20 protein-coding genes are annotated in these 22,829 nt (G+C 61.5%); 13 read left to right on the forward strand and 7 right to left on the reverse strand.

The genetic code is table 11. The features are described 5' to 3' along the window. Nucleotides 1-223: 223 nt before the first annotated feature. Nucleotides 224-1,090: a 2OG-Fe dioxygenase family protein gene (locus BOH68_RS05070; protein ID WP_077372427.1), complete on the reverse strand. Its 867-nt coding sequence runs from the start codon at nucleotides 1,088-1,090 to the stop codon at nucleotides 224-226. Nucleotides 1,091-1,763: 673 nt separating this feature from the next. On the opposite strand from BOH68_RS05070, the gene BOH68_RS05075 reads away from it, so the two are divergent. Further along, nucleotides 1,764-3,554 carry a putative bifunctional diguanylate cyclase/phosphodiesterase gene (locus tag BOH68_RS05075; protein WP_254696435.1) on the forward strand — a complete coding sequence of 597 codons (1,791 nt, stop codon included), beginning with the start codon at nucleotides 1,764-1,766 and terminating at the stop codon, nucleotides 3,552-3,554. A gap of 396 nt (nucleotides 3,555-3,950) precedes the next feature. Here the strand turns inward: BOH68_RS05075 and dinB are convergent, their stop codons facing one another. After that, nucleotides 3,951-5,009 (reverse strand): DNA polymerase IV, encoded by a 1,059-nt coding sequence (gene dinB, locus BOH68_RS05080; RefSeq protein ID WP_077372429.1) that lies wholly within the window; start codon nucleotides 5,007-5,009, stop codon nucleotides 3,951-3,953. 160 nt (nucleotides 5,010-5,169) lie between these two features. Beyond that, nucleotides 5,170-6,516 (reverse strand): Na+/H+ antiporter family protein, encoded by a 1,347-nt coding sequence (locus BOH68_RS05085; RefSeq protein ID WP_077372432.1) that lies wholly within the window; start codon nucleotides 6,514-6,516, stop codon nucleotides 5,170-5,172. Between the two features lie 300 nt (nucleotides 6,517-6,816). Between BOH68_RS05085 and BOH68_RS05090 the strand changes: the two genes are divergently transcribed. Next, the gene (locus BOH68_RS05090) at nucleotides 6,817-7,437 is read left to right on the forward strand and encodes a YrbL family protein (protein WP_077372434.1); all 621 of its coding nucleotides are present in this window, start codon (nucleotides 6,817-6,819) and stop codon (nucleotides 7,435-7,437) included. Nucleotides 7,438-7,616: 179 nt separating this feature from the next. Here the strand turns inward: BOH68_RS05090 and bioA are convergent, their stop codons facing one another. Beyond that, a complete protein-coding gene (gene bioA, locus BOH68_RS05095) occupies nucleotides 7,617-8,921 on the reverse strand; it encodes an adenosylmethionine--8-amino-7-oxononanoate transaminase (protein ID WP_077373187.1) in 1,305 nt (434 codons plus the stop codon). Between the two features lie 684 nt (nucleotides 8,922-9,605). Between bioA and BOH68_RS05100 the strand changes: the two genes are divergently transcribed. Continuing rightward, a complete protein-coding gene (locus tag BOH68_RS05100) occupies nucleotides 9,606-9,992 on the forward strand; it encodes a histone-like nucleoid-structuring protein, MvaT/MvaU family (RefSeq protein WP_077372437.1) in 387 nt (128 codons plus the stop codon). Between the two features lie 255 nt (nucleotides 9,993-10,247). Here the strand turns inward: BOH68_RS05100 and BOH68_RS05105 are convergent, their stop codons facing one another. Both BOH68_RS05105 and BOH68_RS05110 read right to left on the reverse strand, forming a co-directional pair. Further along, the gene (locus tag BOH68_RS05105) at nucleotides 10,248-11,051 is read right to left on the reverse strand and encodes an anti-sigma factor (protein WP_077372440.1); all 804 of its coding nucleotides are present in this window, start codon (nucleotides 11,049-11,051) and stop codon (nucleotides 10,248-10,250) included. Further along, entirely contained in the window at nucleotides 11,048-11,704 is a 657-nt protein-coding gene (locus BOH68_RS05110; protein WP_205700458.1) for an RNA polymerase sigma factor, read from the reverse strand. Before BOH68_RS05110 ends, BOH68_RS05105 begins: the two co-directional genes overlap by 4 nt. Before the next feature lie 321 nt (nucleotides 11,705-12,025). On the opposite strand from BOH68_RS05110, the gene BOH68_RS05115 reads away from it, so the two are divergent. The 5 genes from BOH68_RS05115 (at nucleotide 12,026) to BOH68_RS05135 (ending at nucleotide 16,523) form a co-directional block, all read left to right on the forward strand. Beyond that, nucleotides 12,026-12,910 (forward strand): NAD(+) kinase, encoded by an 885-nt coding sequence (locus tag BOH68_RS05115; protein WP_077372443.1) that lies wholly within the window; start codon nucleotides 12,026-12,028, stop codon nucleotides 12,908-12,910. Nucleotides 12,911-12,926: 16 nt separating this feature from the next. Further along, entirely contained in the window at nucleotides 12,927-13,994 is a 1,068-nt protein-coding gene (locus BOH68_RS05120; RefSeq protein ID WP_077372446.1) for a metallophosphoesterase, read from the forward strand. A gap of 316 nt (nucleotides 13,995-14,310) precedes the next feature. Next, nucleotides 14,311-15,201: a rhomboid family intramembrane serine protease gene (locus BOH68_RS05125; RefSeq protein WP_170877347.1), complete on the forward strand. Its 891-nt coding sequence runs from the start codon at nucleotides 14,311-14,313 to the stop codon at nucleotides 15,199-15,201. Between the two features lie 108 nt (nucleotides 15,202-15,309). Next, nucleotides 15,310-15,588, forward strand: coding sequence for a YeaC family protein (locus BOH68_RS05130; RefSeq protein ID WP_077372452.1), 279 nt, complete (start codon nucleotides 15,310-15,312; stop codon nucleotides 15,586-15,588). Then, nucleotides 15,576-16,523 carry a DUF2797 domain-containing protein gene (locus BOH68_RS05135; protein WP_258038160.1) on the forward strand — a complete coding sequence of 316 codons (948 nt, stop codon included), beginning with the start codon at nucleotides 15,576-15,578 and terminating at the stop codon, nucleotides 16,521-16,523. Before BOH68_RS05130 ends, BOH68_RS05135 begins: the two co-directional genes overlap by 13 nt. Nucleotides 16,524-16,674: 151 nt before the next feature. Here BOH68_RS05135 and BOH68_RS05140 read toward each other — a convergent pair whose 3' ends face one another. Then, on the reverse strand, nucleotides 16,675-18,228 hold the full coding sequence (locus BOH68_RS05140) for a RimK family protein (RefSeq protein ID WP_077372455.1): 1,554 nt from the start codon (nucleotides 18,226-18,228) through the stop codon (nucleotides 16,675-16,677). 220 nt (nucleotides 18,229-18,448) lie between these two features. On the opposite strand from BOH68_RS05140, the gene BOH68_RS05145 reads away from it, so the two are divergent. From BOH68_RS05145 to BOH68_RS05165, 5 genes are all read left to right on the forward strand, one after another. Further along, complete coding sequence (locus tag BOH68_RS05145) at nucleotides 18,449-19,075, forward strand: GNAT family N-acetyltransferase (RefSeq protein WP_077372458.1); 627 nt, start codon at nucleotides 18,449-18,451, stop codon at nucleotides 19,073-19,075. Between the two features lie 78 nt (nucleotides 19,076-19,153). Beyond that, nucleotides 19,154-19,642: a YajQ family cyclic di-GMP-binding protein gene (locus BOH68_RS05150; protein WP_077372461.1), complete on the forward strand. Its 489-nt coding sequence runs from the start codon at nucleotides 19,154-19,156 to the stop codon at nucleotides 19,640-19,642. 250 nt (nucleotides 19,643-19,892) lie between these two features. Then, nucleotides 19,893-20,735 (forward strand): CvfB family protein, encoded by an 843-nt coding sequence (locus tag BOH68_RS05155; RefSeq protein ID WP_077372464.1) that lies wholly within the window; start codon nucleotides 19,893-19,895, stop codon nucleotides 20,733-20,735. Nucleotides 20,736-21,031: 296 nt separating this feature from the next. Further along, nucleotides 21,032-22,183: a glycerate kinase gene (locus tag BOH68_RS05160; protein WP_077373195.1), complete on the forward strand. Its 1,152-nt coding sequence runs from the start codon at nucleotides 21,032-21,034 to the stop codon at nucleotides 22,181-22,183. 173 nt (nucleotides 22,184-22,356) lie between these two features. Beyond that, nucleotides 22,357-22,827, forward strand: a complete 471-nt coding sequence (locus BOH68_RS05165; RefSeq protein WP_240704164.1) for a YbaN family protein — start codon at nucleotides 22,357-22,359, stop codon at nucleotides 22,825-22,827. Nucleotides 22,828-22,829 lie beyond the last annotated feature (2 nt).

Raw genomic sequence — 22,829 nt, forward strand, 5'->3', positions numbered from 1 at the left:
CTTCGGGCCAGTCAGGAGTGGCACGCCAGGCCAGCCGGTTGCCCGGCTGGTTCCTCGTGTCGTGCTCAGGTAGCGTGCTGCGACGCTTGAGTGCAGGTCAGGTGGGGAGGCCTCGGAAGCTACCGATCCCCCAGGATGAGATGAGGAAAGCTGTCGTCGAGGCAGTTGTGCGGGCGATGCCCGGACACCGGGTTGCCAGTCTGCTCAGTGAATTCGAATGGCTTCACTCGCAGTCGTTCAGGACTGCCCCCGGGAAGTGACGACGCAGCATGCGGTTCTGGAACTCATCGATGAATGAGCAGTTGATGATGATGATGAAGCGCTCGAAGTGCTGGCCCGCGTTATCCTGAGTGATGGAGCTGACGCTGTGGAACAGCTGGTCATCATGGATGTGCAGAACCTCTCCCGGTGCAAGCTCGGTGGTCGCCAGCAACTCGCTGCCGGCCTTGTCGCGGTAGAGGGTATTGATGGCACCACTGACGTTCTCGCGATTGAGTACCAGAATGCTTAAGTACTTGCAGCCATCGGCGTGAATGCCTTGTCCCTGGAGAGGGTCGATGGTGCCGTCGCCGCGGACACCCGTGATCTGCATCAGGATCGGCTCACGCGGCCCGATGCCCCACATGTCGGCCCAGGCCTTGACGAAGGCGCGCACGTCGTCGCGCTCGGTGAACGCCGCTTCCAGCGGATCGTAGTATCTCAGGCGGTCCGCCATGCTGGCAGCGTCATTGAAGCGTCCACCCTGTGCCATCGGGCACTCGCCAAGGGTTTCGACTTCCATCTGGTCATTCAGGTGCAGCCAGGACATGCGCTTCCAGCGTGTGTTGACGTAAGGGTCACGGGGAAGGTTGTCCAAGAAACCCTGCCAGGCGTTCAAGTCAATGTGTGGAGTGATCGTTGCCTTGCTCCAGTGCTGACGAGCCAGCTCCTCATGCACGCTTGTCGGCCAGTACTCAGAGATCCTGGGCAGCGAGAGAGCGCTATCCTCTGATGACGTTGCCGGGTAGCGATCGTTGAGAGCGCTCTGGTCCAGAGTGAGTTTACGGGAAGCATCGGCCAGCTGACGTACACCACGGTTTACGATGTTCATGCAAGAATTCCTCGATGTTTCGGCATTTAGCGCCTGTTGGAAGGTGTTGCGTTCGCAACGTCGAGGAGAATGGGAAGATGCATGAGAGAGAGTCAAACCAAGCGCGCGGCTTAGAGCGTTAATCTTGCGTAAGTATCATCAATATGGGCGTCTGGGCGATGGAGGGGTATTAGAGGTCTGATCTCCTGGCATCATGTCAGTCATGAGCGGTATTCTTTGTCGCCTTTCGGCGAAAAACGGCATGGGCAATGCGTGACGCAGGTGCTGGTAGCGTTGAGAGGAGGCGTGTGTCACGGCGGGTTTGGCACTGTGTTTATGCGAGGCAGACACTTAGACTGCTATTGGCTCCAGTGATGTATATCGCGATAACTCAGCTGATTCAGGCAACGTGCGTGTCCCCGCCGAGCACCGGTCGGTAGACAAGATGGTAGGGGAGGTATCCTGGATCATGGCAGATGGGTCTCGTCAGACCGGAAGAGCGACTGGAATTGCGCTCTTTGGAACAGTGGTCGCTGCCATCGCGATCGGCCTGCTGGTGGGGGTCGTGGCAGTGCAGGACATCATCGGCCGCTGGCCTTCAGCGCTGCTGATGGTGATTATTGGCGCAACTGCGGGCATCATGCTGATTCGTCATCGTCAGATGGCATATCAACAGCACACGCAGGAGGCGGTCATGCAGACTAGTGTTGTTGGCCCCTCGGCCAGCATGGGACTCCCCGCCAGTGACCAGCGCTTTCGCGAATTGCTGGAAAGCCTGCCACGTGTGGCAGTGCAGGGGTACGACAGCCAGCGCCGAGTGATCTATTGGAATGAGGCCAGCGAGCGACTGTATGGTTTCAGCGAGCAGGAAGCTCGAGGGCGTTGTCTTGAAGCCTTGCTGATACCGGATGAAATGGCGGACATCGTGGTGGATGCCCACCACGCGTGGGTCAATCACGGCACCCAGATCCCGGCGAGCGAGCTTGAGCTGAAGCACAAGTCAGGCGCACCGGTGCCGGTGTTCTCTCACCACGTCATGTTGGGTGAGCGGTCGGACAATCCATTGATGTTCTGCATCGACATCGATCTGGCGGGCGAGCGCAAGGTGCAGCGTGAGCTGGACTACATGACGCGATTCGATCCGTTGACCGAACTGCCCAATCGGCAGACGTTCGAGACTGAGCTCGAGAACATGCTCGGGGAGTGTCAGCGTCACGGCGATACCTTGATGGTGCTGTTCCTGGATATCGACCACTTCACCGAGATCAACGATACCCAGGGCTATGAGATGGGGGACCTCGTGATTCGCAGCGTCGCGTCGCGCTTGCAGGGGTTCCAGCGGAGTCAGGATCTACTGTCACGCTTCGGCGGCGATGAATTCGTCATGGCGATGCCGCGCCTGGATTATGAAAGTGATGCCTTGTCGGTCGTGCAGCGGATCCGCGAAGATTTCCAGCGCCCCTTCCAGATAGAAGGGCGTGAGTTGTTGCTGCGTCTGAGCATCGGCGTCAGCCTCTATCCCGAGAATGGCAATGATGCGCCGGAACTGGTGCGCAATGCGGACGTCGCCAAGCACCGAGCGAAGCAGGCCGGGCGTGATGGATATCAGTTCTTCAACCAGGAAGTGCGCGATGCCATGCTGCATCAGCATCATCTGGCGGGGCGCCTTCAGACGCTGCTGAGCGAGGATGGGGGTGGCGAGCTGTTCCTCCACTTCCAGCCTCAGGTCGCGGCGCGCAGTGAGCGTATCGAGTCGGTAGAGGCGCTGATGCGCTGGCATGCGCCCGAAGGGCCCATTCCCCCGACTGACTTCATCAAGGTGGCAGAGCGCACCAATCTGATCGAGCGCCTGGGTGACTGGGTGATTCGCCAGGCATGTCGCCAGCAGGCTGAGTGGCATGCCATGGGGATCAAGGGCTATCGGATCGATATCAATATCTCCGGGCGTCAGGCGATCAACAGCGACGTCTTCCAGCGTCTTGAGGCATGCGTGGCGGAATATGGCCTGACGCCACGGGACATCGGCATCGAACTGACCGAGAACGTGTTGATCGATGCTGACGTCAAGGTGCGCGATAGCCTGCGTGCCCTGCACGACAGAGGCTACAAGATCGCGATCGATGATTTCGGGACCGGCTACTCCTCGATGAGCTACCTCAAGATGCTGCCGGTGACGGCGCTCAAGATCGATCGCTCCTTCGTGATCGAATGTGCTCAGGAACCCAAGGATCGCGCCATCATGGAAGCGACGGTCTTCCTCGGGCATCGACTGGGGCTGGAGGTGGTGGCCGAGGGGGTGGAGAATATCCAGCAACTCGAGCTGTTGCGCGAAATGCGCTGTGATCTCATTCAGGGATACTACTTCTACAAGCCCATGGCGGCGGCGGACATCCAGCGGCTGCTGTCCGGGGGCAACAACCCGCCTCATCCTGGCGCCCATCGCCCGTCCAGTGATCCAACCAGTGCATCCAACGGTTGCCATTGAGTCAGCGTTGATCCGGTGCCGTTGTGGCATGGGACTGTTGCTGTGGATCGGCTTTTTAGTTTGCGGGCTAAAAGATATGATGCTGACAGTTGAAGCGGATGGACTGTCATCATCATCGATGAATCTGGGCATTCCTTCCTGACACCTGCGGGTCGAGCATCTCATGCTCCCCGCAGGCGTTTGCCGAGAGTGGCTGCGTCGTTCAATGCGCAGAGCTGTTCGCCCACTCTCGCTTCCTGCCTGCATTGCAGGTTGCGATGGTTCCTTGAGCGGGTTTCACGACCCTTCCGGCGATACCCTTGGGGTATCGATGACCGGACAAGCCAGTCCTTGTGACTGGCTTTTTTTATGCCTGTCATCCGTCCGTCAAGGTTGCCAGTCAAGCGCGGCACCCTCTCAGAACAGCCCCAGCTGTTGCGTCTCTTCGTGGGCCTTGAGTCGGACACCGACTCCCAGCAGGCGCACCGGTCGATGGCCACGTTGCCAGGCTTGCTCCATCAGCAGTGCGAAACTCCTGGCGTCCGGCAATGAGAGGGTGGAGGCGGGGAGGAGGCTTTCCAGCGTGGTGCTGGTGAAGTCGTTGAAGCGTACCTTGACGAACTGCTTGGCCAGCACCGGCTGTTCCTGGCGTGCGTGACGCTCCCCGAGGCGCTCCATCAGCATGGGAAGCTTGGCGAGGCAGGCGGAGAGATCCGGAAGATCCTGATCGAAAGTGCGTTCGACACTGATGGACTTCCGCTCTCTCTCGACCTTGACGGGGCGGTCATCAATGCCGTGAGAGAGTTCATGCAGGCGATGTCCGAATTTGCCGAAGTGTTCGACCAGTGTGGTCAGTGGTGTCGTGCGGATGTCATCGCAGGTGGTAATCTCCAGCCGATTGAGGCGGGCCAGCGTGGCCGGGCCGACGCCATGCAGCTTGCCGACGGGCAGCTTACGAATGAAGGCGTCGCTGGACTCTGGCGTGATCACCGTCAGGCCATCGGGTTTCTCCCAATCACTCGCGATCTTGGCCAGGAACTTGTTGGCGGCCACGCCGATCGACAGCGTGATCCCGGTGCGCTTCAGGGCTTCTTCCTTCAGCCAGCGCGCCATCCAGGTCGCGCTTCCCTGAAATTCCTCGATGTCGCTGACGTCCAGGTAGGCTTCGTCCAGCGATAGAGGTTCCACCAGTGGTGTCAGTTCGTGAAACAGTGCCTGGATCTCCTGCGAGACGGCACGGTAGCGCTCGAAGTCGGGGGGGGCGAGTATCAGTTGCGGACACAGGCGCAGGGCGCGCGCTGTGGACATCGCAGAGCGGACGCCGAAGGCGCGAGCCGGATAATTGCAGGTGGCGATCACGCCACGTTGCTCGGTGCGGCCACCGATGGCGATGGGCACCTCGCGCCACTCTGGGTGACGAAGCATCTCGACGGCGGCGTAGAAACAATCGCAGTCAGCATGAAGGATCTTGCGCATTCGCGCATCATCCTAAAAGACTGGATGGCTGTCCAGTGTCAGGCGGCGTGTCGCCTCATTCTTCGCCCAGAGACGACAGCGCCCGGCAGACGTGATGCCTGCCGGGCGTTGTCGTATCTTCTGTTGCCGTTGCCGTTGCCAGGCTACCCTGGCCGGCGGATTACAGCGTCATCGCCGCCACCCAGCCGAAGACGATCAACGGGATGTTGTAGTGGATGAAGGTCGGCACCACGCTGTCCCAGATATGATCATGCTGTTGATCGACATTCAGGCCTGCCGTCGGGCCGAGCGTGGAGTCAGAGGCGGGGGAGCCAGCATCGCCCAGTGCGGCCGCGGTGCCGATCAAGGCGACGGTCGCCAGGGGGGAAAAGCCGAACTGCAAAGCCAGCGGGACATAGATCGCCGCGATGATCGGGATGGTGGAAAAGCTGGAGCCGATGCCCAGCGTGATGAACAGCCCGACCATCAGCATGACGAGCGCGGCCAACGGCTTGTTGTCTCCGATGATGTGGAAGGAGGCATCCACCAGGGTCTGGATATCACCCGTGGCTTTCATGACGGAGGCGAAGCCGGCTGCCGAGATCATGATGAAGCCGATCAGTGCCATCATGCGCATGCCGGAGGTGAACAGGTCGTCGGCTTCGTTCCACTTGAACAGGCCACCCAGGGAAAGAATGGCGAAGCCGACCAGGCCGCCCAGGATCATCGAGCCGGAATAGAGCTGGATGCCCAGGGCGGCGATGATGGCGACCCCAGCCATGATCAGGCCGCTGCGGGATGGTGCATGCACTGGAGTATGGTGCGGGACGTTGGTCGACTTGATCTCGCGATTGGCGTAGTCACGCGGCTTGCGATAGGAGACGAAGACCGCAGTCAGCAGTCCCAGGAACATGCCGCCTACCGGAATGGCCATCGCCATCGGCACCATGCCGCGGGTGACTTCCAGCCCCATTGCCTGGCCCGCTTCATTGATGTTGGCCAGCAGGATGTCATTGAGGAAGATGGAACCGAAGCCCACCGGCAGCAGCATGTAGGGAGCCGTCAGACCAAAGGTCAGGGCACAGGCGACGGCGCGGCGATCCAGGCGCAGGCGGTTCATGGCCACCAGCAGTGGCGGAATCAGGATCGGAATGAAGGCGATGTGGACAGGGATCAGGTTCTGGGACGAGATCGCCACCAATGTCACGCTGCCCAGCAAGCCGTACTTGATGGCGGTCTGACGGCGAGGGGTGCTCTCCCCATTGAGCATGCCGATCAGGCGTGCGGCAAGAAGATCCGGCAGGCCGGAGCGAGACAGGGCCACGGCAAAGGCACCGAGCGTGGCATAGGCCAGGGCGACCTTGGCACCACCGCCGACGCCGTCGTTGAAGGCGCCGAGAGTGTCAGTCAGAGACAGGCCACTGAACAGGCCGCCGACCAAGGCGCCGGCCACCAGAGCGAAGACGACCGAGACTCGGGCCAGTGACAGGCCGACCATGACCAGAACGGCCAGTATTACCGCATTCATGCGAGTACCTCATTAAGGGAGATGTGCCAATGGAGCGGGGGGTTGCAGGTGTGCGCGGCCACCCGATCCCGGGCAATACCTCGCAAGTCGTGCTGATCGCTTACGTCAGGCGGTTTCGTCCTGAAACTGCCAGAAAACGGCGCGTTATCATACCAGAGCGAGGTCCCAAGCTGAATGGCCGATGAATGACCTCATGGAACGCGGCCGCCGGCGGCACGGTTGGCGCAAGGGAAGGGCTTTTTGTAGAATGCCACGCTGCCCGGCGGCTGCAGTCGCAGGCGTTATTCAACAGGAGAGCGCATGCTGGAGCTTGAAAATGCCCGTGTCATCGGCATGGGCAATGATCGCCGTGTTTATCAGGACCCCCGTGATCCTCGGCGCTGCATCAAGGTACCGCGCTATCCCGACAAAGGGAGCCGCCAGAATCAGCGCGAGCAACGCTACTTCGAAGGGCTCGTGAGGCGAGGTGTGCACGACTGGTCCTACGTGCCTGCCTATCATGGCAGCGTGGCGACCCGAGAGGGCCTCGGGCTGGTCTTCGACCTGATACTCGACGATGACGGCACGACCTCGCGCCGTCTGCGAGAGGTCTGTCATGAAACTCCCGAGCGGGTGGGGGAGGAGGCATTGATGGATGAGCTGGCCAATCTCTATCGCTATCTCGACAAGCGTTGGCTGATACCGTCCGACCTCAATGATCGCAACATCGTGGTCCAGTTTCGCGAGCATCAATCCCCGCGCCTGTGGTTGATCGATGGTATCTCCAATCCGGACTTCATCCCCCTCGCCACCGGTATCGCCTGGTTGGCGCGCCGCAAGATCGCCCGCCGCTATCGTCATTTTCTCAAGAAACTGATGAAGGGCGGGATGCTGACGGCAGATGCACATGCGCGCCTCGAGCGGCGTCTCTGGGGAGATTGAGCGCTTCCGACCGTATTTCCCTGTCGGGAGATGGGCCTCGAATCTCGGCGTTGAGAGAAGAGAGAAGGAAGAAGGAAGAAAGAAGGAAGAAGAGGGGAGTGATGAGGGCGATCGTCACTCTCAGTCACTCCCCGTCAGCCGACAGGCAGCCGAGCAGATCCCTGTCCTGACGTCTTGCCTCAGAGATTGTCGGTAAAGTGGCTTTTCATGGCATGCGTGATCTTGCGCAAGTCGTCGTGTGAGGTGATATAAGCCGGCATGGTATAGAGCCAGCGGCCGAACGGTCGCAACCAGACCCCTTGCTGACGAGCGTGAGCCTGAGCCCCTTCAAGACTTGCTGCATCGTGAACTTCTATCACGGCAGTGGCTCCCAATACGCGTATGTCGCCAATGGCGGGATGTGAGAAATCCGCGAGTTCCTCTCGTAGTACCTGATTGAGGCTGGCGATCTTGCCGAGATAATCGTCTTCCTCGAAAACCTTGAGGCTTTCCAGTGCCACTCGGCAAGCCAATGGGTTGCCCATGAACGTCGGGCCATGCATGAAGGCAGTATTGGCATCCTTGCCATCGAAGGCATGAAAGATATGGCTCTGGGCGAGGGTGGCAGCATGTCCCAGATACCCTCCCGTCAGTCCTTTTGACAGCACCATGATATCGGGCGTCACATCTGCATGCTCACAGGCAAACAGTTTTCCAGTACGTCCGAATCCTGTCGCGACCTCATCGAAGATCAACACCACGCCGAACTCGTCACATAAATCACGTGCCGCTTTCAGGTAGTGAGGCGAGTACATGTTGAGGCCGCCGGCTGCCTGGAGCAGCGGCTCCATCAGCAGAGCGGCGATGTCATCATGCGTCTCGAGCTCTCTGCGCAGCGCTGCGATGTCACCGAGGACCTCTTCATATGGCGCCGTGAATCCCGCCGTCGGTGCCGGCGCGAAATGATGTCTGGGCAGGAAGTCGGCAAACAGTGAGTGCATGCCCTCTTCCGGGTCGCAGACCGCCATGCAGCCTGCCGTGTCCCCGTGGTAGGCCTTCATCAACGACAGCATTCGCGTCCGCCCGCGAGTGTCATCACGATCCTGACGCTGTTGCTGGTATTGCACTGCCATCTTCATGGCGACTTCCATGCCGACGGAGCCACTGTCCGAGAAGAACACGTGGTTCAGCCCCTCCGGGGTGATGCGCACCAGTGCCTCGGCCAGCGCCACCGACGGTTGATGCCGAATGCCCCCGAGCATCACATGACACAATTGAGCCGCTTGCTGCTGAATCGCGGAGACGAGTCGAGGATGGCCATAGCCATGGATCATGCACCACCAGGAGCAGGTTGCGTCCAGCAGGGTCTCGCCGTCACTCAGTGTCATGCGCGGCCCGACTCCGCCCACGACCTCAAGCGGGGCAGGCATCGCGTGCATCTGCGTATACGGATGCCAAAGCGCTTGCGGCTGATCGGCATGTGAGGCGGTCTGGGGGTAGGACATGATGTTCTCCATCGACGCTGACGGCAATTGAGCCTCTTTGTTAACCTTGACCACTTTATCAGGTTGACATGATTTGTGAAGTGTCACTTTCTGGAGGGGGTGATGTCTCTAATATTGCCGGCGGAAATAGTGCTGGGGGATTGGTGGAGCCGAAGCGAAGGTTTACTTTCCTCTGTGTCTGCATGCTTTTGAGGATACGCTCAAGAACAAGAGGGACTCGGAGTGATGATGTGTGATGAAAGAGCTACTGAAAAAGTCACAATATGAATACTTCATGAAAGCTGCGGCTTGCCAGCGAGAGAATTTACCTGCCTGTGATGTCGATGTGATTCTACAATACCGCCTGACGGCCGCTGACGCCCGCCATATAGGGACTCCAGGCTCATGTCGATTCTAATTAACGATATTTGCAGGCAGAGACTATTTTGAATTCACATATCTTTTCGAGTGCCAGCTATTGCATTCCAGAGAGCGCTTGATTAACTTGTCGTTAGTTGATTAGTGCTTCACGGCGTGGACATGCTTGGTCTATAATCCCTTCAGCTTCTGTAGGGTCTTACTGTCCCAAGTCCCTGCGTGAGCCAAATCCAGGAAGCAGCTGTTATTTGTTGATCGGCGAATTCTTTCGCAGCACCTGTTTCCGGAAGTGAATTTCTGACTGTCCCGATACCCTTGGAGAACCCCATGTCCCTGTTGACCGATTTCATGCAGAAAGAACAAGAGCTCAAGAAACTCCAAGAGCAACTGGAAAGCCTGCGCAACGATGATCGCCTGAAGAATGAGCTGGAATTCAAGGACAAGCTTGATTCCCTGATGAGTGAATACGGCAAGTCCACTCGCGACGTGATTGGCCTGCTGGATCCGAAAGCCAGCCAGACGCCGGCAGCTGCCGCGAGCGCGGAAACCAAGGCTGGCGGCGTTCGTCGCAAGCGCAAGCTGAAGGTCTACAAGAACCCGAATACCGGTGAAGTGATCGAGACCCGTGGTGGCAATCACAAGCAGCTGAAAGAGTGGAAGGAAGAGCACGGTGCCGAAACCGTCGAATCCTGGCTCGAGCGTACCGAGAGCTGAGTTGACACTTTCCTTGAGCATCTGCTGAAGAGACGGTTGACCAGACACGAAGAAGCCCCGCCATGGCGGGGCTTCTTCGTGTCTGGCGTTCGTGTCTGGCGTTCGTGTCTGGCGCTGATGTTGCCATTGCGCTGACCTTGCTCCCCATGGCCTGGGGGCCTCCGAGAGCATGGCGCCTCCCGCCTTGCACGGCGAGCCTCTGATGAGAAGGCATGCCGTGGCAGGGCGGGCGAGCCTGGGCAGAGAGCGCTCCCGTCAGCTGTCGATCTGTCCCAGGTTGACCAGGCGGCCGATGGCCAGCACCTTGCCGGTCGGTTTGCCGGTCGGCGAACCACCGTTGGGCTCCAGTGTCATCTCGAGCAACTGGCCCGGACTCATGCGGCCGATCTGCTCGGCGCTCAACTCGATACCTGCCACCGGGTCCACCAGACCCAGCGAACGCGGGCCCTCCGCTGGATCGGTCAGGGTCCAGAGTTCGATGGCGCGATCCGTCGGACGCTCGATAGTGACCTTGGGTGTCAGCTGAAGTCCGCCACCGGCCGTGACACTGGCGACCCAGGTCGGCGTGGCAGGGTCCTCGAGAGTCTGCAGTACCGCGACCATGCGCTGCGCGGATGACTCGGGCACCTCGTTCGCTACTGGCGGGGTGCCATCTTGTGGTGATTGAGGCGCGAAGGGCCCCACCTGCATCGCCAGAGCAAGGGCGAGTCCGGCGCCCAGCCCCAGACCCAGCCCGCCTCCCAGCCAGCGCCACAGCCAGGGGGCTTGCGGAGCAGGAGCGCCACCCGTGTCATTGGCTGGCGTCGTAGTCTGCTTGAGGCGCGTCAGGCTGGCATCGATGCGTTTCCACAGCGAATCGGAGGCCGGTTCCGGCGGCAGGCGATCACTGACGCTCAGCCAGTGCTGCTGCCAGCGAAGTGCCATGCGGGCGGCCTCATCGTCGCGCTCTATCCAGGCGCGCACCTCGGCTTCACGTTCGGGGTCCAGCAGGCCCAGGGTGTGTTCACCCAGCAACAGATTCTGCTCTTGTGGAGATTCGGGGATCGGAGAATGGTTCATCGTGACAGGCACTCCTGCAGTCGCTTGAGTCCGGCACGGATGCGACCCTTGATGGTGCCGAGCGGGGCGCTGAGTTTTTCGGCGATCTGCTCGTGGGTCAGGCCCTTGAAGAATGCCAGCAGAATGGGTTCGCGTCGTGGGGCTTCCAGCTCACCCAGACAATCGCTCAGCTGATGGGCTGTCTGACTGTCGTGTGCTGCCGCTTCCGGGTTGGCGAGCAAGTCGGCGAGGCTGTCGAGCGCCTCGCTGTCACCGCGGGGCGTCCGTCCCTGGGCCCGCAGCTGATCCAATGCACGATAGCGCAGGATGGTGAACAGCCAGGCGCGGCCATTGCCGAGTTCACGGCGATATTGGCCGGCATTGGACCACAGCTTGATGAAGGCATCGTGGACGGCGTCCTCGGCCTGATCCCGGCTGCCGAGCAGGCGCATGGCAAGTGCCAGCATGCGGCCGGACTCAAGGTCATAGAGGCGACGAAAGGCGGTTTCATCACCGAGCGCACAGGCCTCTATGGCACTGGCGTGGTCAAAGTCGTCCGGGTCTTGCGAACTGACGGGTGTCGTGTGTGCTGGCATCGGGGGCCCGACTCCATTGGCTGGGAATCCATCGTTCAGCTGACGGTAGTCGCCCCATGAGAGGTTGGCAAGTGACATGGAGAGAGCTCCAGAGTCGTGTGAACCCCTCGGCTGTGACATTGATGGTGCACGTCGAGGAGGCATGAAGGTGATTTGATGGCGAGACATGCAGAGCATGGCGTGCTGGTCCGGTCCCGTTGAGTCGCTGTCTGTCACACGCGGGCGTGGACCGGGACAATGTCTTGCGATATGCCTGAACTAACGCGCCATTCAGGCAATTGGATGTGCTGATATCGCCAAGGGTGGGTAGTGGCTTGATGCAGCAACGGAAAATGCAGGTGCATTGCCGCTGGTCAAGGGAGTCCGCATAATGTTCTGCATGACAGCCCGGGAGGCGTGATGAAGCAGCAATTCAATACGATCGGCGTGATTGGTCGACTGGGCAGTGCTCAGGTAGTGGACACGCTCAAGCGCTTGATTCGCTTTCTTGAGGCTCGCCAGCTGGCGATGATCATCGAGGAGCGCACGGCGACGCTGTTGCTTGACCATGGCCTTGAGGTGGCGAGCCGTCGTCAGATGGGCGAGCGCTGTGATCTGGTGATCGTGGTGGGCGGTGATGGAAGCCTGCTGGGCGCGGCGCGTGCATTGTGTCGCAGTGGCACGCCGGTACTGGGCGTCAATCGCGGCCGGCTGGGCTTTCTCACCGACATCCGTCCAGATGAGCTGGAGGAAAAGGTCGCCGAGGTGCTCGAGGGTGACTACCTCAGTGAGCAGCGGTTCCTGCTGGAGGCGGAAGTCTTTCGGGATGGCGAGAAGATAGGCGCGGCGGACGGCCTCAACGATGTCGTGCTGCATCCTGGCAAGGCGGCGCGGATGATCGAGTTCGAGCTGTTCATCGATGGCCAGTTCGTCTATTCCCAGCGCTCCGATGGCTTGATCGTGGCCACTCCGACCGGCTCGACCGCCTATGCGCTCTCTGGCGGCGGGCCGATCGTCCACCCGCGCCTGGAGGCCATCACGCTGGTGCCGATGTTCCCGCATACGCTGTCCAGTCGTCCGATCGTGATCGACGCGGCCAGCGAGATACTCCTGCACATCAGCGCCAGCAACACGACCTATCCCCACATCAGCTGCGATGGCCAGACTCAGGTCGTGGCCAAGCCCGGCGATGTGCTCAAGATTCGTCGCAAGCGCGAACGTCTGACGCTGATCCATCCGCTGGAGCACAACTATTTCGAGATCTGTCGCACCAAGCTCGGCTGGAGCAACCGCCTCGGCGAATGACATCAAGGCAAGCAGCATGAACGCATTCGTGGCGCCACGGGATGGCTATGATCTGATCGGTGATGTGCACGGCTGTGGCGCCACGCTGGCGGCGCTGCTGGAGAAGCTCGGCTATCACCTGAAGGATGGCGTGTATCGTCATGCCACGCGCAAGGTGATCTTTCTTGGTGACATCATCGATCGTGGGCCTCGTATCCGACTGGCCGTCCAGTTGGCCAGCCGGATGGTGGAAGCCGGTGAGGCGTTGATCGTGATGGGCAACCATGAATACAACGCGCTGGCCTATTGTCGGCGTGCACGCCTGCGGGAGAGTGGCGATCACCGTGATTTTCTGCGCCCGCATACCTCGCGGCACAATCGCATCATTCGCGAGACGCTCGATCAGTATCAGCATCATCCCGATGAGTGGGATGACGCATTGAGCTGGTTTATGCGCATGCCACTGTGTCTTGAACTGCCGTCGCTGGGAGAGGGCAAGAGTGGTCTGCGCGTGGTCCACGCCTGTTGGGATGAAGCGCTGGTGCGTCCGTTTCTGGCGCGCTTTCCGGATGGCTGCATCGATGAAGCCTTCCTGCAGGACTCCGTCGACCCCTCGAGCTTTGCCTATCGGGTGCTGGATCGCCTGACTCGGGGGACCAGTCTGCGCTTGCCGGAGGGCGTCGAGATTCACTCGGGAGATGGCTTCACGCGCCGCAGTTTCCGGGCGCATTTCTGGGCGCGCGAGCCTCGCACCTATGGCGATGTGGTGTTCCAGCCCGACAATCTGCCGGGAGAGCTGGAGTCGCGCTGGTTGAGCGAGGGCGAGCTCGAGAAATTGCCGTATTACGGACCAGAGCAATTGCCATTGTTCCTGGGACATTACTGGTGTGAGGGGGTGCCTGCGCTCCCGGCGACCAATATCGCCTGTCTCGATTACAGCGCCGTCAAGTGCGGTCGCCTGGTCGCCTATCGCTTCAGTGGCGAAGCGACGCTGGATGCCGCCAATTTCGTCTGGGTGCCGGTGCCGCGCGAACCCTCGAGTCGTCCACTGCCGGAAGAGTTGCCGGCCGAGGAGTTGTCGGGGCGCGGTGAGATGAGGGGATAGCGTGCGGGGTCATAGTCATACCTGCCGGCCTTTTCTCATCGCCATTGTTTTTTTCAATAAGCAGCCAGTGAACCAAAGCGCCATCCCGGACTCAGAGTAAGTGTTCCCTTGAATGATCCCTTGCTCAGTCCGGTGCCCCCCACCGGACTTTTTTTATGCCTGTCAGTTTGTCATCGCCGCCATCGCGGCTCTCCAGACAAGTCCCCATCCAGAGTGGCATCAGCTGGATCTGCCACCGACCGTCCATCGGCGCTCTCGACGTCGGGCTATTGTCGAGAGATGCCATCACGCTGACTTGTCACTGCAAGGACACTGCATGTTCCAGGTTCTGACCTTAGACGACTCCTTCGATACGCTCGCACTGCGTCAGGCGCTGTGGGCGGAGAAGATCGGCCACCAGATCACCTCCGAGCGCGTCTCGACCCCTGACGGGGAAGCGGTGCGTCAGATGCTGTGGCTGGCGGACCCCGAGCAGCTCCCCCGCGTGATCGCGATGCTGGAGCGCCACTCACGCGGAGAGCCGCTGCGCGATGAGGCTGCGGAGGCGTCGGGTTTCTCAAGCGGCGCATCGGGCGGTCTCTGGCAGCTCGTCAGACAGACCCCGCTGACATGGCTGGTCGGGCTCGCCTGTTGCCTCACCGTACTGTGTCAGTACGTGCTGGGTCAGGCGGCGGTGTTCGAATGGCTGGCCATCGTGCCCTTTGAGCTGGTGGGCAGTCAGCACATTGCACCGGCGCCGTTGTCCACGACACTGGCGGGGGAGTGGTGGCGGCTGTGGTCACCCTCCTTGATGCATTTCGGCATTCTGCATCTGGTCTTCAATCTGCTGTGGCTATGGGTGTTCGGGCGCCAGATCGAGGCCATCGATGGCGCCTGGCGCTTCGCGCTGGTGGTGCTGGTGAGCGGGGTGGCTGCCAACCTGGCGCAGTACGCCACCGGCAGTGTGCTGTTCGGCGGGCTTTCGGGAATCGATTTCGCCGTGATCGGCTATGTCTTCATCGCGGCTCGTCGACGGCCGATGCTGGGCTATCAGATGCAGCGCTCGCTGATGATCTTCATGTTGATCTATCTGGTGCTGTGCATGACACCGTTATCGAGTGCCATCGGCCTTGGGGCCATCGCCAATGAGGCGCATCTCGGTGGGCTGCTGGCAGGGCTGGTGCTGGGATTCGTGCTGCCGCGCCGCGCGCCGGGCGCCACGTCATGACAGCCAGGCGGATGACAATGATAGAATGGGCGCATTTTGCACGGCGTGGCGTCACGTTGCCCGCGTGGCGCTGCCCCCGCGCCGTGCTCCAGCATCAGGAGAACCCCCATGAGTGACATGACTTTCGACGGGATGGTCGAACAGATGACCCCGGCCATCTACGAGAGCCTCAAGCAGTCCATGCAGCTGCGCAAATGGCCGGACGGCCGGGTGCTGACCTCGGAGCAGGTCGAGCTGTGCATGGAAGCCGTCATCAAGTACGAGGTCCACAACAACGTGCCTGTCGAATCACGTGTCGGCTTCATCGACAACGGTACCTGCGGTCCACGTGACGGTGACGACACTGCTTCACGCGATGAGCCGGAGCAGATCAAGTGGGTCAACTGACACTGGATGATGCACTGGACGTCGATGGCGCACCTCAGCCCGCCGTGGAGTCGGTGACCCTGAGAGGAGACATCCGCAAGATGTCCATCGTGCCTGCCGGTGAGGCGCTTGCGATCGATACCTCGGCGGATGCGCAGTCAGTCTCGCGTGAGCCGCTGGCGGCCAGCTATGGCCTGCGACTGGGCGAGATCACCCAGCCGCTGAACGCCTATATTGGCCATAAGGTACGCCTGGACTTCACCGGTCAGATCCACTGCAGCCATTGCGGGCGCAAGACCAAGAAGAGCTTCGCGCAGGGGCACTGCTATCCCTGCTTTCGCAAGCTGCCACAGTGTGATGGCTGCATCATGAAGCCGGAGACCTGCCACTTCGCGGAAGGAACCTGTCGTGATCCTCAGTGGGGTGAGGAGCATTGCTTCCAGCCGCACATCGTCTACCTGGCCAACTCCTCCGGCCTCAAGGTCGGTATCACCCGCAAGACCCAGATGCCGACGCGCTGGTTCGATCAGGGTGCCATCCAGGCCTTGCCCATCGTCGAGGTCTCCAATCGTCTGCAGTCAGGGCTGGTCGAGGTGCTGTTCAAGCAGGCACTCAATGACCGCACCAACTGGCGCGCGATGCTCAAGGGCGATGTGGCCGAGCTGGATCTGGAAGCCGAGCGTGATGCACTGCTCGAGCAGATGGCCGAGGGTCTGGCGGCGCTGCAGGCGCATTGCGGGGAAGACGCCATCCGGGTACTGGATACCACGGCATTGGCCTTCGAGTTTCCGGTGCGTACCGCGCCGACCAAGGTCACCTCGTTCAACTTCGACAAGACACCCGTGGTGGAAGGCGTTCTCGAAGGGCTCAAGGGTCAGTATCTGATCCTCGACAGCGGGGTGATCAATCTGCGCAAGTTCACGGGGTATGAGGTCGATGTCCAGCTCGGCGAATGACGTCGTCCCGTGTTGAAGAATAAGCTCAAGGCTAATGAGGATGACAGCGCCCGCGCTCCCTTCCACGAGTGCGGGCGTTGTCGTATGGCCTGGGGATATCGAAGAAAGATGCCGGCCCGACTGGTTCAGCCAGCGGATTCAGCCGGGGGATTCAGCCGAGCACGGGCTGGCGGCGCGCCTGCATGCGCTCCAGGAAGACCTGCATCACTCGGTGGTAGAGCTCGCGTCCCAGCACGACATCCTCGACCCCCGCATCCAGATTGGGGTTGTCATTGACCTCGATGACCACCACGCGATCCTCGAGCTGTTTGAGGTCAACTCCATAGAGCCCATCACCGATCAGACGTGTCGCCTTGAGAGCCGCCTTGATCACGGCGGGGGGCACGTCACTCGGGTCAACGGTGGCAAAGCCGCCGGAGCGGGTGCGGGCGCCGCTGTGGTCATAGATCTGCCAATGGCCACGCGCCATGTAGTAACGGCTGGCGAACAGCATCTTGCCGTCGAGCACGCCGATACGCCAATCAAACTCGGTAGGCAGCCATTCCTGCAGCAGCAGCAGAGCGGAGTCATGGAACAGTCGCTCGGCTTCACGCACCAGTGTCTCCGGCCCGTCAATCTTGACGATGCCGCGCGAGAAGGCACCATCTGGCACCTTCATCACCAGCGGATAGCGCATGTGCTGTCCGCGTTCGGCCAGCTGGCGCAGTTCGCCGCGATGAATCAGGCGTCCCTGTGGGGCGCTGAGGCCGCGAGCCTTCAGGAGCTCATGCAGGAAGACCTTGTTGGTACAGCGCAGAATCGACTGACTATCGTCGATCACCACCAGCCCTTCGTGTTCGGCTCGCTTGGCCATGCGGTAGGTATGGTGGTCCAGGCTTGTGGTCTCGCGGATGAACAGCCCATCGAATTCGGCCAGACGTCCCTCGTCACGCTTGGTGATCAGACTGACATCGATGCCCAGGCGGCGTCCCTCGCGGATGAAGTGCTTGAGCGCCGTACGATTGGACGGTGGCAGTGCCTCATTCGGGTCCACCAGCATCGCCAGGTCAAAACGGTAGTGGCGGCGAGCCTTCGGGGTGCGCCAGACCTTGCGTGAATGGCGGTTGAGCGCCTGGGCAAAGCGATCCTCGTCCGTTTCCGCCAGATGGTTCAAGGATTGCGGGCGCACTCGCCTGAGGGTCCAGCGCTCGCCACGCGCCTCGAGTCGTACCTCGAGCAACGGGCAGGGCAGTCGCTCGAACAGCTTGCGACCGAGACGTGCCAGTGCGGGGTCATCGCTCTCACCGAAGGTCAGCAGCAGGTCGAGATGCGCATGCTTGCCGGTCTCGTGGGGGACTGTCTGCGGGGCGGGCAGGGCGCTCTTGCGCGTCAGCTCCTCAAGCAGCACACGGATGCTGCCCAGTTCCATGTCGATCAGTGACTTGCGCGACAGCTGGTTGAGCGTTTCCACCGACGGCAGGGCTTTCTGTCCGCGCGCCTGTGCCAGCAGCGAGACGTAATAGCCGATCCCGAGGTAATCGAGCCCGCCGCAGAGATTGATGACGTGGGTCGCGGGCTGCGGAGCGTCCTGGTCTGCCCGGGCCGTGGGCACGGAGCTGTCGTGGGAGAGCTCGGACAGAAAGTCGTGGGCGCTGATGACATCATCACTGGGATAGAAGGCGCGCCAGTCACTGACACGGTCAACCACGATACGCAGGCGGGACATTGAGTAGCCTCGAAGGGCGGGCACCGAAGCGGTGCCGAATGCAGCGCATCATGAAAAACAATCTCCGTCATCGCAATAGGCAACAAGATGAAATAATTTCATGCAAATAGGTCGAGACAAGACGTGCCTGCATGCCCAGAATGCAGCGGATTGCTACCGCCCCACGACACCTTGATTTCAGGGCTGCCTCAGGGCGCTGACAGGCGGGAGAGCCTGCATCATGACCCCCATTCTGCGTCCGGCGATCCGGGCCGATCTCGATGCTCTGGTAGAGCTCGAGGAAGTCAGTTTCGATAGCGACTGGTTCAGTCGTCGTCAGCTGTCCCATCTGATTCTGCGTGCCAATGCACGTACTCTCGTCATCATCCAGCCAGAAGGCGATGGCTCGGACGCCCTGCCGGCGGCAGGCAATGCGATGGCCGCACTGTGGCCGGTGGGCAGCGTGGCGCAGGATGACGCCACCCCGCTGCGCAGCGTGCTGGGCTATGGCACCGTGCTGTTCCGACGCAATTCACGCCGGGCACGACTCTATTCCTTCTGTCTGCATCCCGAGGCGCGCGGACGCGGTCTCGCCCAGCGTCTGCTCATCGCGCTCGAGCAGCTGGCCGTCGAGCAGGGCTGTGAGCAGTTCGATCTGGAAGTGCATACCGGCAACGGTGCAGCGATCACCCTCTATGAGCGCCACGGCTTTGCCAGGAATGGTCGCCTGCGCGATTACTACGCCGACGGCGCGGCGGCCTGGAAGATGCGCAAGTCACTGGTGATTCCCTCATCAAACCCGCCCGCCAGCAGCAGCGACGTCAGGGCTGAGGGGATCTCGACGTGGGGAGATGCGGGCGCTGCCTGACGGCCGGGCATGGCGCGCGTCGCCCCCATGGGCTAGGATGCGCTGTTTATTCTTCATGGCTTCAAAGGAATCGCTCCCATGCCGTCATTCGATATTGTCTCCGAACTCGACAAGCACGAAGTTCAGAACGCCGTCGATCAGGCCAATCGCGAACTTGCGACACGCTTTGATTTCAAGGGCGTGACTGCCGGCTTCGAACTCGAGAAGGAAGAGACCGTCAATCTGGAAGCCGACGCCGATTTCCAGCTGCGTCAGATGATCGAGCTGCTCAAGGGTCGCCTGATCGCGCGTGGCATCGACGTGCGTTGCCTGGAAGAGAAGGACGCCGACACCGGCGGTGTGCGTGCCCGCCAGCAGCTGGTGCTGCGTCAGGGGCTGGACCAGCCGACCGCCAAGAAGATCGTCAAGGCGCTCAAGGATGCCAAGCTCAAGGTCCAGGCCCAGATCCAGGGTGAGAAGGTGCGCGTCACCGGCAAGAAGCGTGATGATCTCCAGGGGGCCATGGCCTTGCTGAAAGGTGACGAGAGCATCGAGCTGCCGCTGCAGTTCAACAACTTCCGCGACTGATCTTCCTCGCGCGCCTGGCGCTCATGTCACGGCTGACCGCTGTCAGCGGCAAATGTCGTCGACAAGTGTCAGGGGCGCCACTCTCAGCACCGTTCGCTCTCGGCGAGCGGTGCTGTGTTCGTTTGAATCGCTTTGAAAGCGTCACGTACCCGTTTCAGGCGCTGCGCTCTCAAAGCGTTTCACCATCTTCGTTCGTCATATTCGCGTGACGCTCGCCCCGGGTGGGTCGGGCTGCGCAAAGAGAGGTTACATGTCTGCTCCGCTCGCTATCGGCCAGCGCAATACCCTGACCATCACCAAGCGGGTCGGCTTCGGCGTCTTCCTCGACGGCGGTGACCGCGGTGAAATCCTGCTGCCGACTCCCTTCATTCCTGCCGGTGCCGATATCGGTGACGCGGTGGAAGTCTTCGTGAGTCTTGATGATGAAGACCGCCTGCTGGCCACCACGCGCTATCCGCGCGCCATGGTCGGTGAGTTCGCCGCCCTCAAGGTGGTCGAGGTCAATGACATCGGCACCTTCCTCGACAATGGCCTGGGCAAGGACCTGCTGCTGCCCTACGGCGAGCGCAAGCGTGAGCTCAAGGCGGGCCAGTTCGCCATGGTGCACGTGGGGCTCGACAAGCACAGCGATCGCATGGTCGCGTCGATGCGCCTGGATCGCTGGCTGGACAAGACACCGGCCGAGTACACCGTCGGTCAGGAAATCTCCGGCCTGGTGGCGGCGAAGACCGAATTGGGCATGAAGATCATCATCGACAATGCCCATTGGGGGCTGGTGCACCACGATCGCATCTTCACCCGCCTGCATATCGGCAATCGTCTGCGTCTGTGGGTGCTCAAGAATGATGGCAATGGCAACATCGACCTGACCCCGCAGGCACCGGGCCCTGCAGGCCATCAACAGCTGGCGGACCGCATCCTTGCACGTCTGGAAGCCAACGCCGGGGTGCTGCCGCTGGGTGACAAGAGCGACCCCCAGGCCATCAGCGACGCCTTCGGCGCCAGCAAGGCCAACTTCAAGCGTGCCATCGGCCACCTGAAGCGCGAGGGCAAGGTGACACTGGCCCCCACCGAGACGCGCCTGGTCAAGTGAGGCGCCGGTGATGCGTCGCGCATCGCCCGAGCGGCTTCTGCCGCGCCAGCATCACAAGCTTTCCGTCGCAATTTCGCTGCCACTCGTCGGTTCTCCGGCGGGTGGCAGTTGCGTTTGTGGGCAGCGCATGGCACCAATGAGCGTCAGGACCCTGCGTGTCCATGACGCGCCGTGCGTGCCGTGGCGTCATCCAGCGCATGCCTGATCACGCAGGAGCACCTGAGATCATCCCCACCATTGACAACAAGGATCGTCAGCCCATGTCTCCCGTTTCCACTTCCTCCTCTCGTTCGGCGTTGCGTATCCTGCTGGCCCCTGACAGCTACAAGGAAGCGCTGCCTGCGCTGGAGGCTGCCGAGGCAATGGCGAGCGGCATCCGGCGCGTAATGCCCGAGGCCGAGCTCGACCTGTGCCCGTTGGGAGATGGCGGAGAGGGCACCCTGGCGGCACTGTTGGCCGCTGCAAGCGAGGCAGATCCCATCGAGGCGCGCAGCGCTCAGGTACGTGATCCGCTGGGGCGTGAGGTCACTGCGCAATGGGGCTGGCAAGCGGGTAGCCGCACGGCCATCGTCGAGCTCGCCGAGGCCAGTGGTCTGCACCTGCTCAGCCCCGATGAGCGTGATGCGCGCATCGCCAGTACCTACGGCGTCGGACAGCTGGTGCTTGCCGCGCTGGAGGCCGGTGCCGAGCGCCTGATCGTCACGCTGGGCGGCAGCGCGACCAACGATGGCGGCAGCGGCATGTTGCGTGCACTCGGTCTGCGCCTGCTGGATGAGGCGGGTGACGAACTGCCGGACGGAGGCGCGGCGCTGGCACGACTGGCGCGGCTGGATGCCAGTGGTCTGGACCCGCGGCTGGCGACTCTCAAGGTGTCCGCGGCGGTGGACGTCGACAACCCGCTGTGTGGCCCGCGTGGCGCGACGGCCGTGTTCGGGCCGCAGAAGGGCGCGGATGAGGCGGTGGTCGAGGAGCTGGACGTCGCGCTGGGACGTTTCGCGCGGATGAGTGCCGAGGTGCTGGGGGAGGACCATCAGCAGCTGCCGGGCACTGGTGCTGCAGGTGGCATGGGCTACGCAGTGGCGGCCTGGCTCACGGGGGAGCTGCGCCCGGGCATCGAGCTTGTGATGGAACGACTGAATGTGGCGCAGCGCCTGGAAGGGTGTGACCTGCTGATCACCGGCGAGGGCGGGCTGGATGGGCAGAGCCTGGGGGGCAAGACGCCCATCGGCGCGGCGCGTGCCGCCCGAGCGGCCGGAGTGCCGGCCATCGTGCTGGCAGGGCGTCTCGCGGATGGCTGGCAGGCTGCGCATGACGAAGGCGTCAGCGCCGTCTTCACCCTGTGTGACGCTGCCATGCCGCTGGAGCAGGCCCTGACGCGCACCGCTGAACTGCTGGCGGACCGCTGTGAAGCCATCATGCGCCTCTGGCAGGTGGCGCACAGCGACTGAATGTCGCCTGCACCGCAACCCCGTTCGCCTTTCGTGTCACGGGCAAGCCCGTTACCATGCACGCAGCAGCTATGGGAAAGATAGCCAGAATGCACTTCCCTCGGGAGGCATCTGGCGCTTGACTGGTAGCAGGTGGCACGCGGTGTGCGCCCGATGGTTGAGGGGACCTTGAGATGATGATTTTTCGGCGCATGAAGCGGATCTGCTGGCTGGGGCTGGCCTGGCTGTTCTTCGCGATCGGGTTTGCCGGCATGTTCCTGCCCCTGTTGCCGACGACCGTCTTCATGCTGCTGGCGCTGGCCTGCGCCAGTCGCGGCTCCCCTCGCTTCGCGCGCTACATTCGCGAACACCCCCAGATCGGGCCTCCCCTGATCTCCTGGGAGCGCGAGCGTGCCATCCCGCTGCGTGCACGCATCCTGGCGGTCGGCATGCTGGTGGTCTCGATGCTGATCATTCTCTTCACCGTTTCCGTGATGGCGGTCAAGGTCTCGTTGCTGATCTTCCTTTCCCTGTTGGCCATCTGGCTGGGCACGCGCCCCGAGCCGCGCGGGGGATACGAGGAACTCGCGCCTGCGCCTTCCCCGGCCGAGCCCTTCGATGAGCCCTCCCGACCCGTCAGCGGCGAACGCCTGCAGAACGACTAGTC

Origin of the sequence: Cobetia sp. MM1IDA2H-1 (genome assembly GCF_002916775.2) — a bacterium.
GTDB lineage: Bacteria > Pseudomonadota > Gammaproteobacteria > Pseudomonadales > Halomonadaceae > Cobetia > Cobetia marina.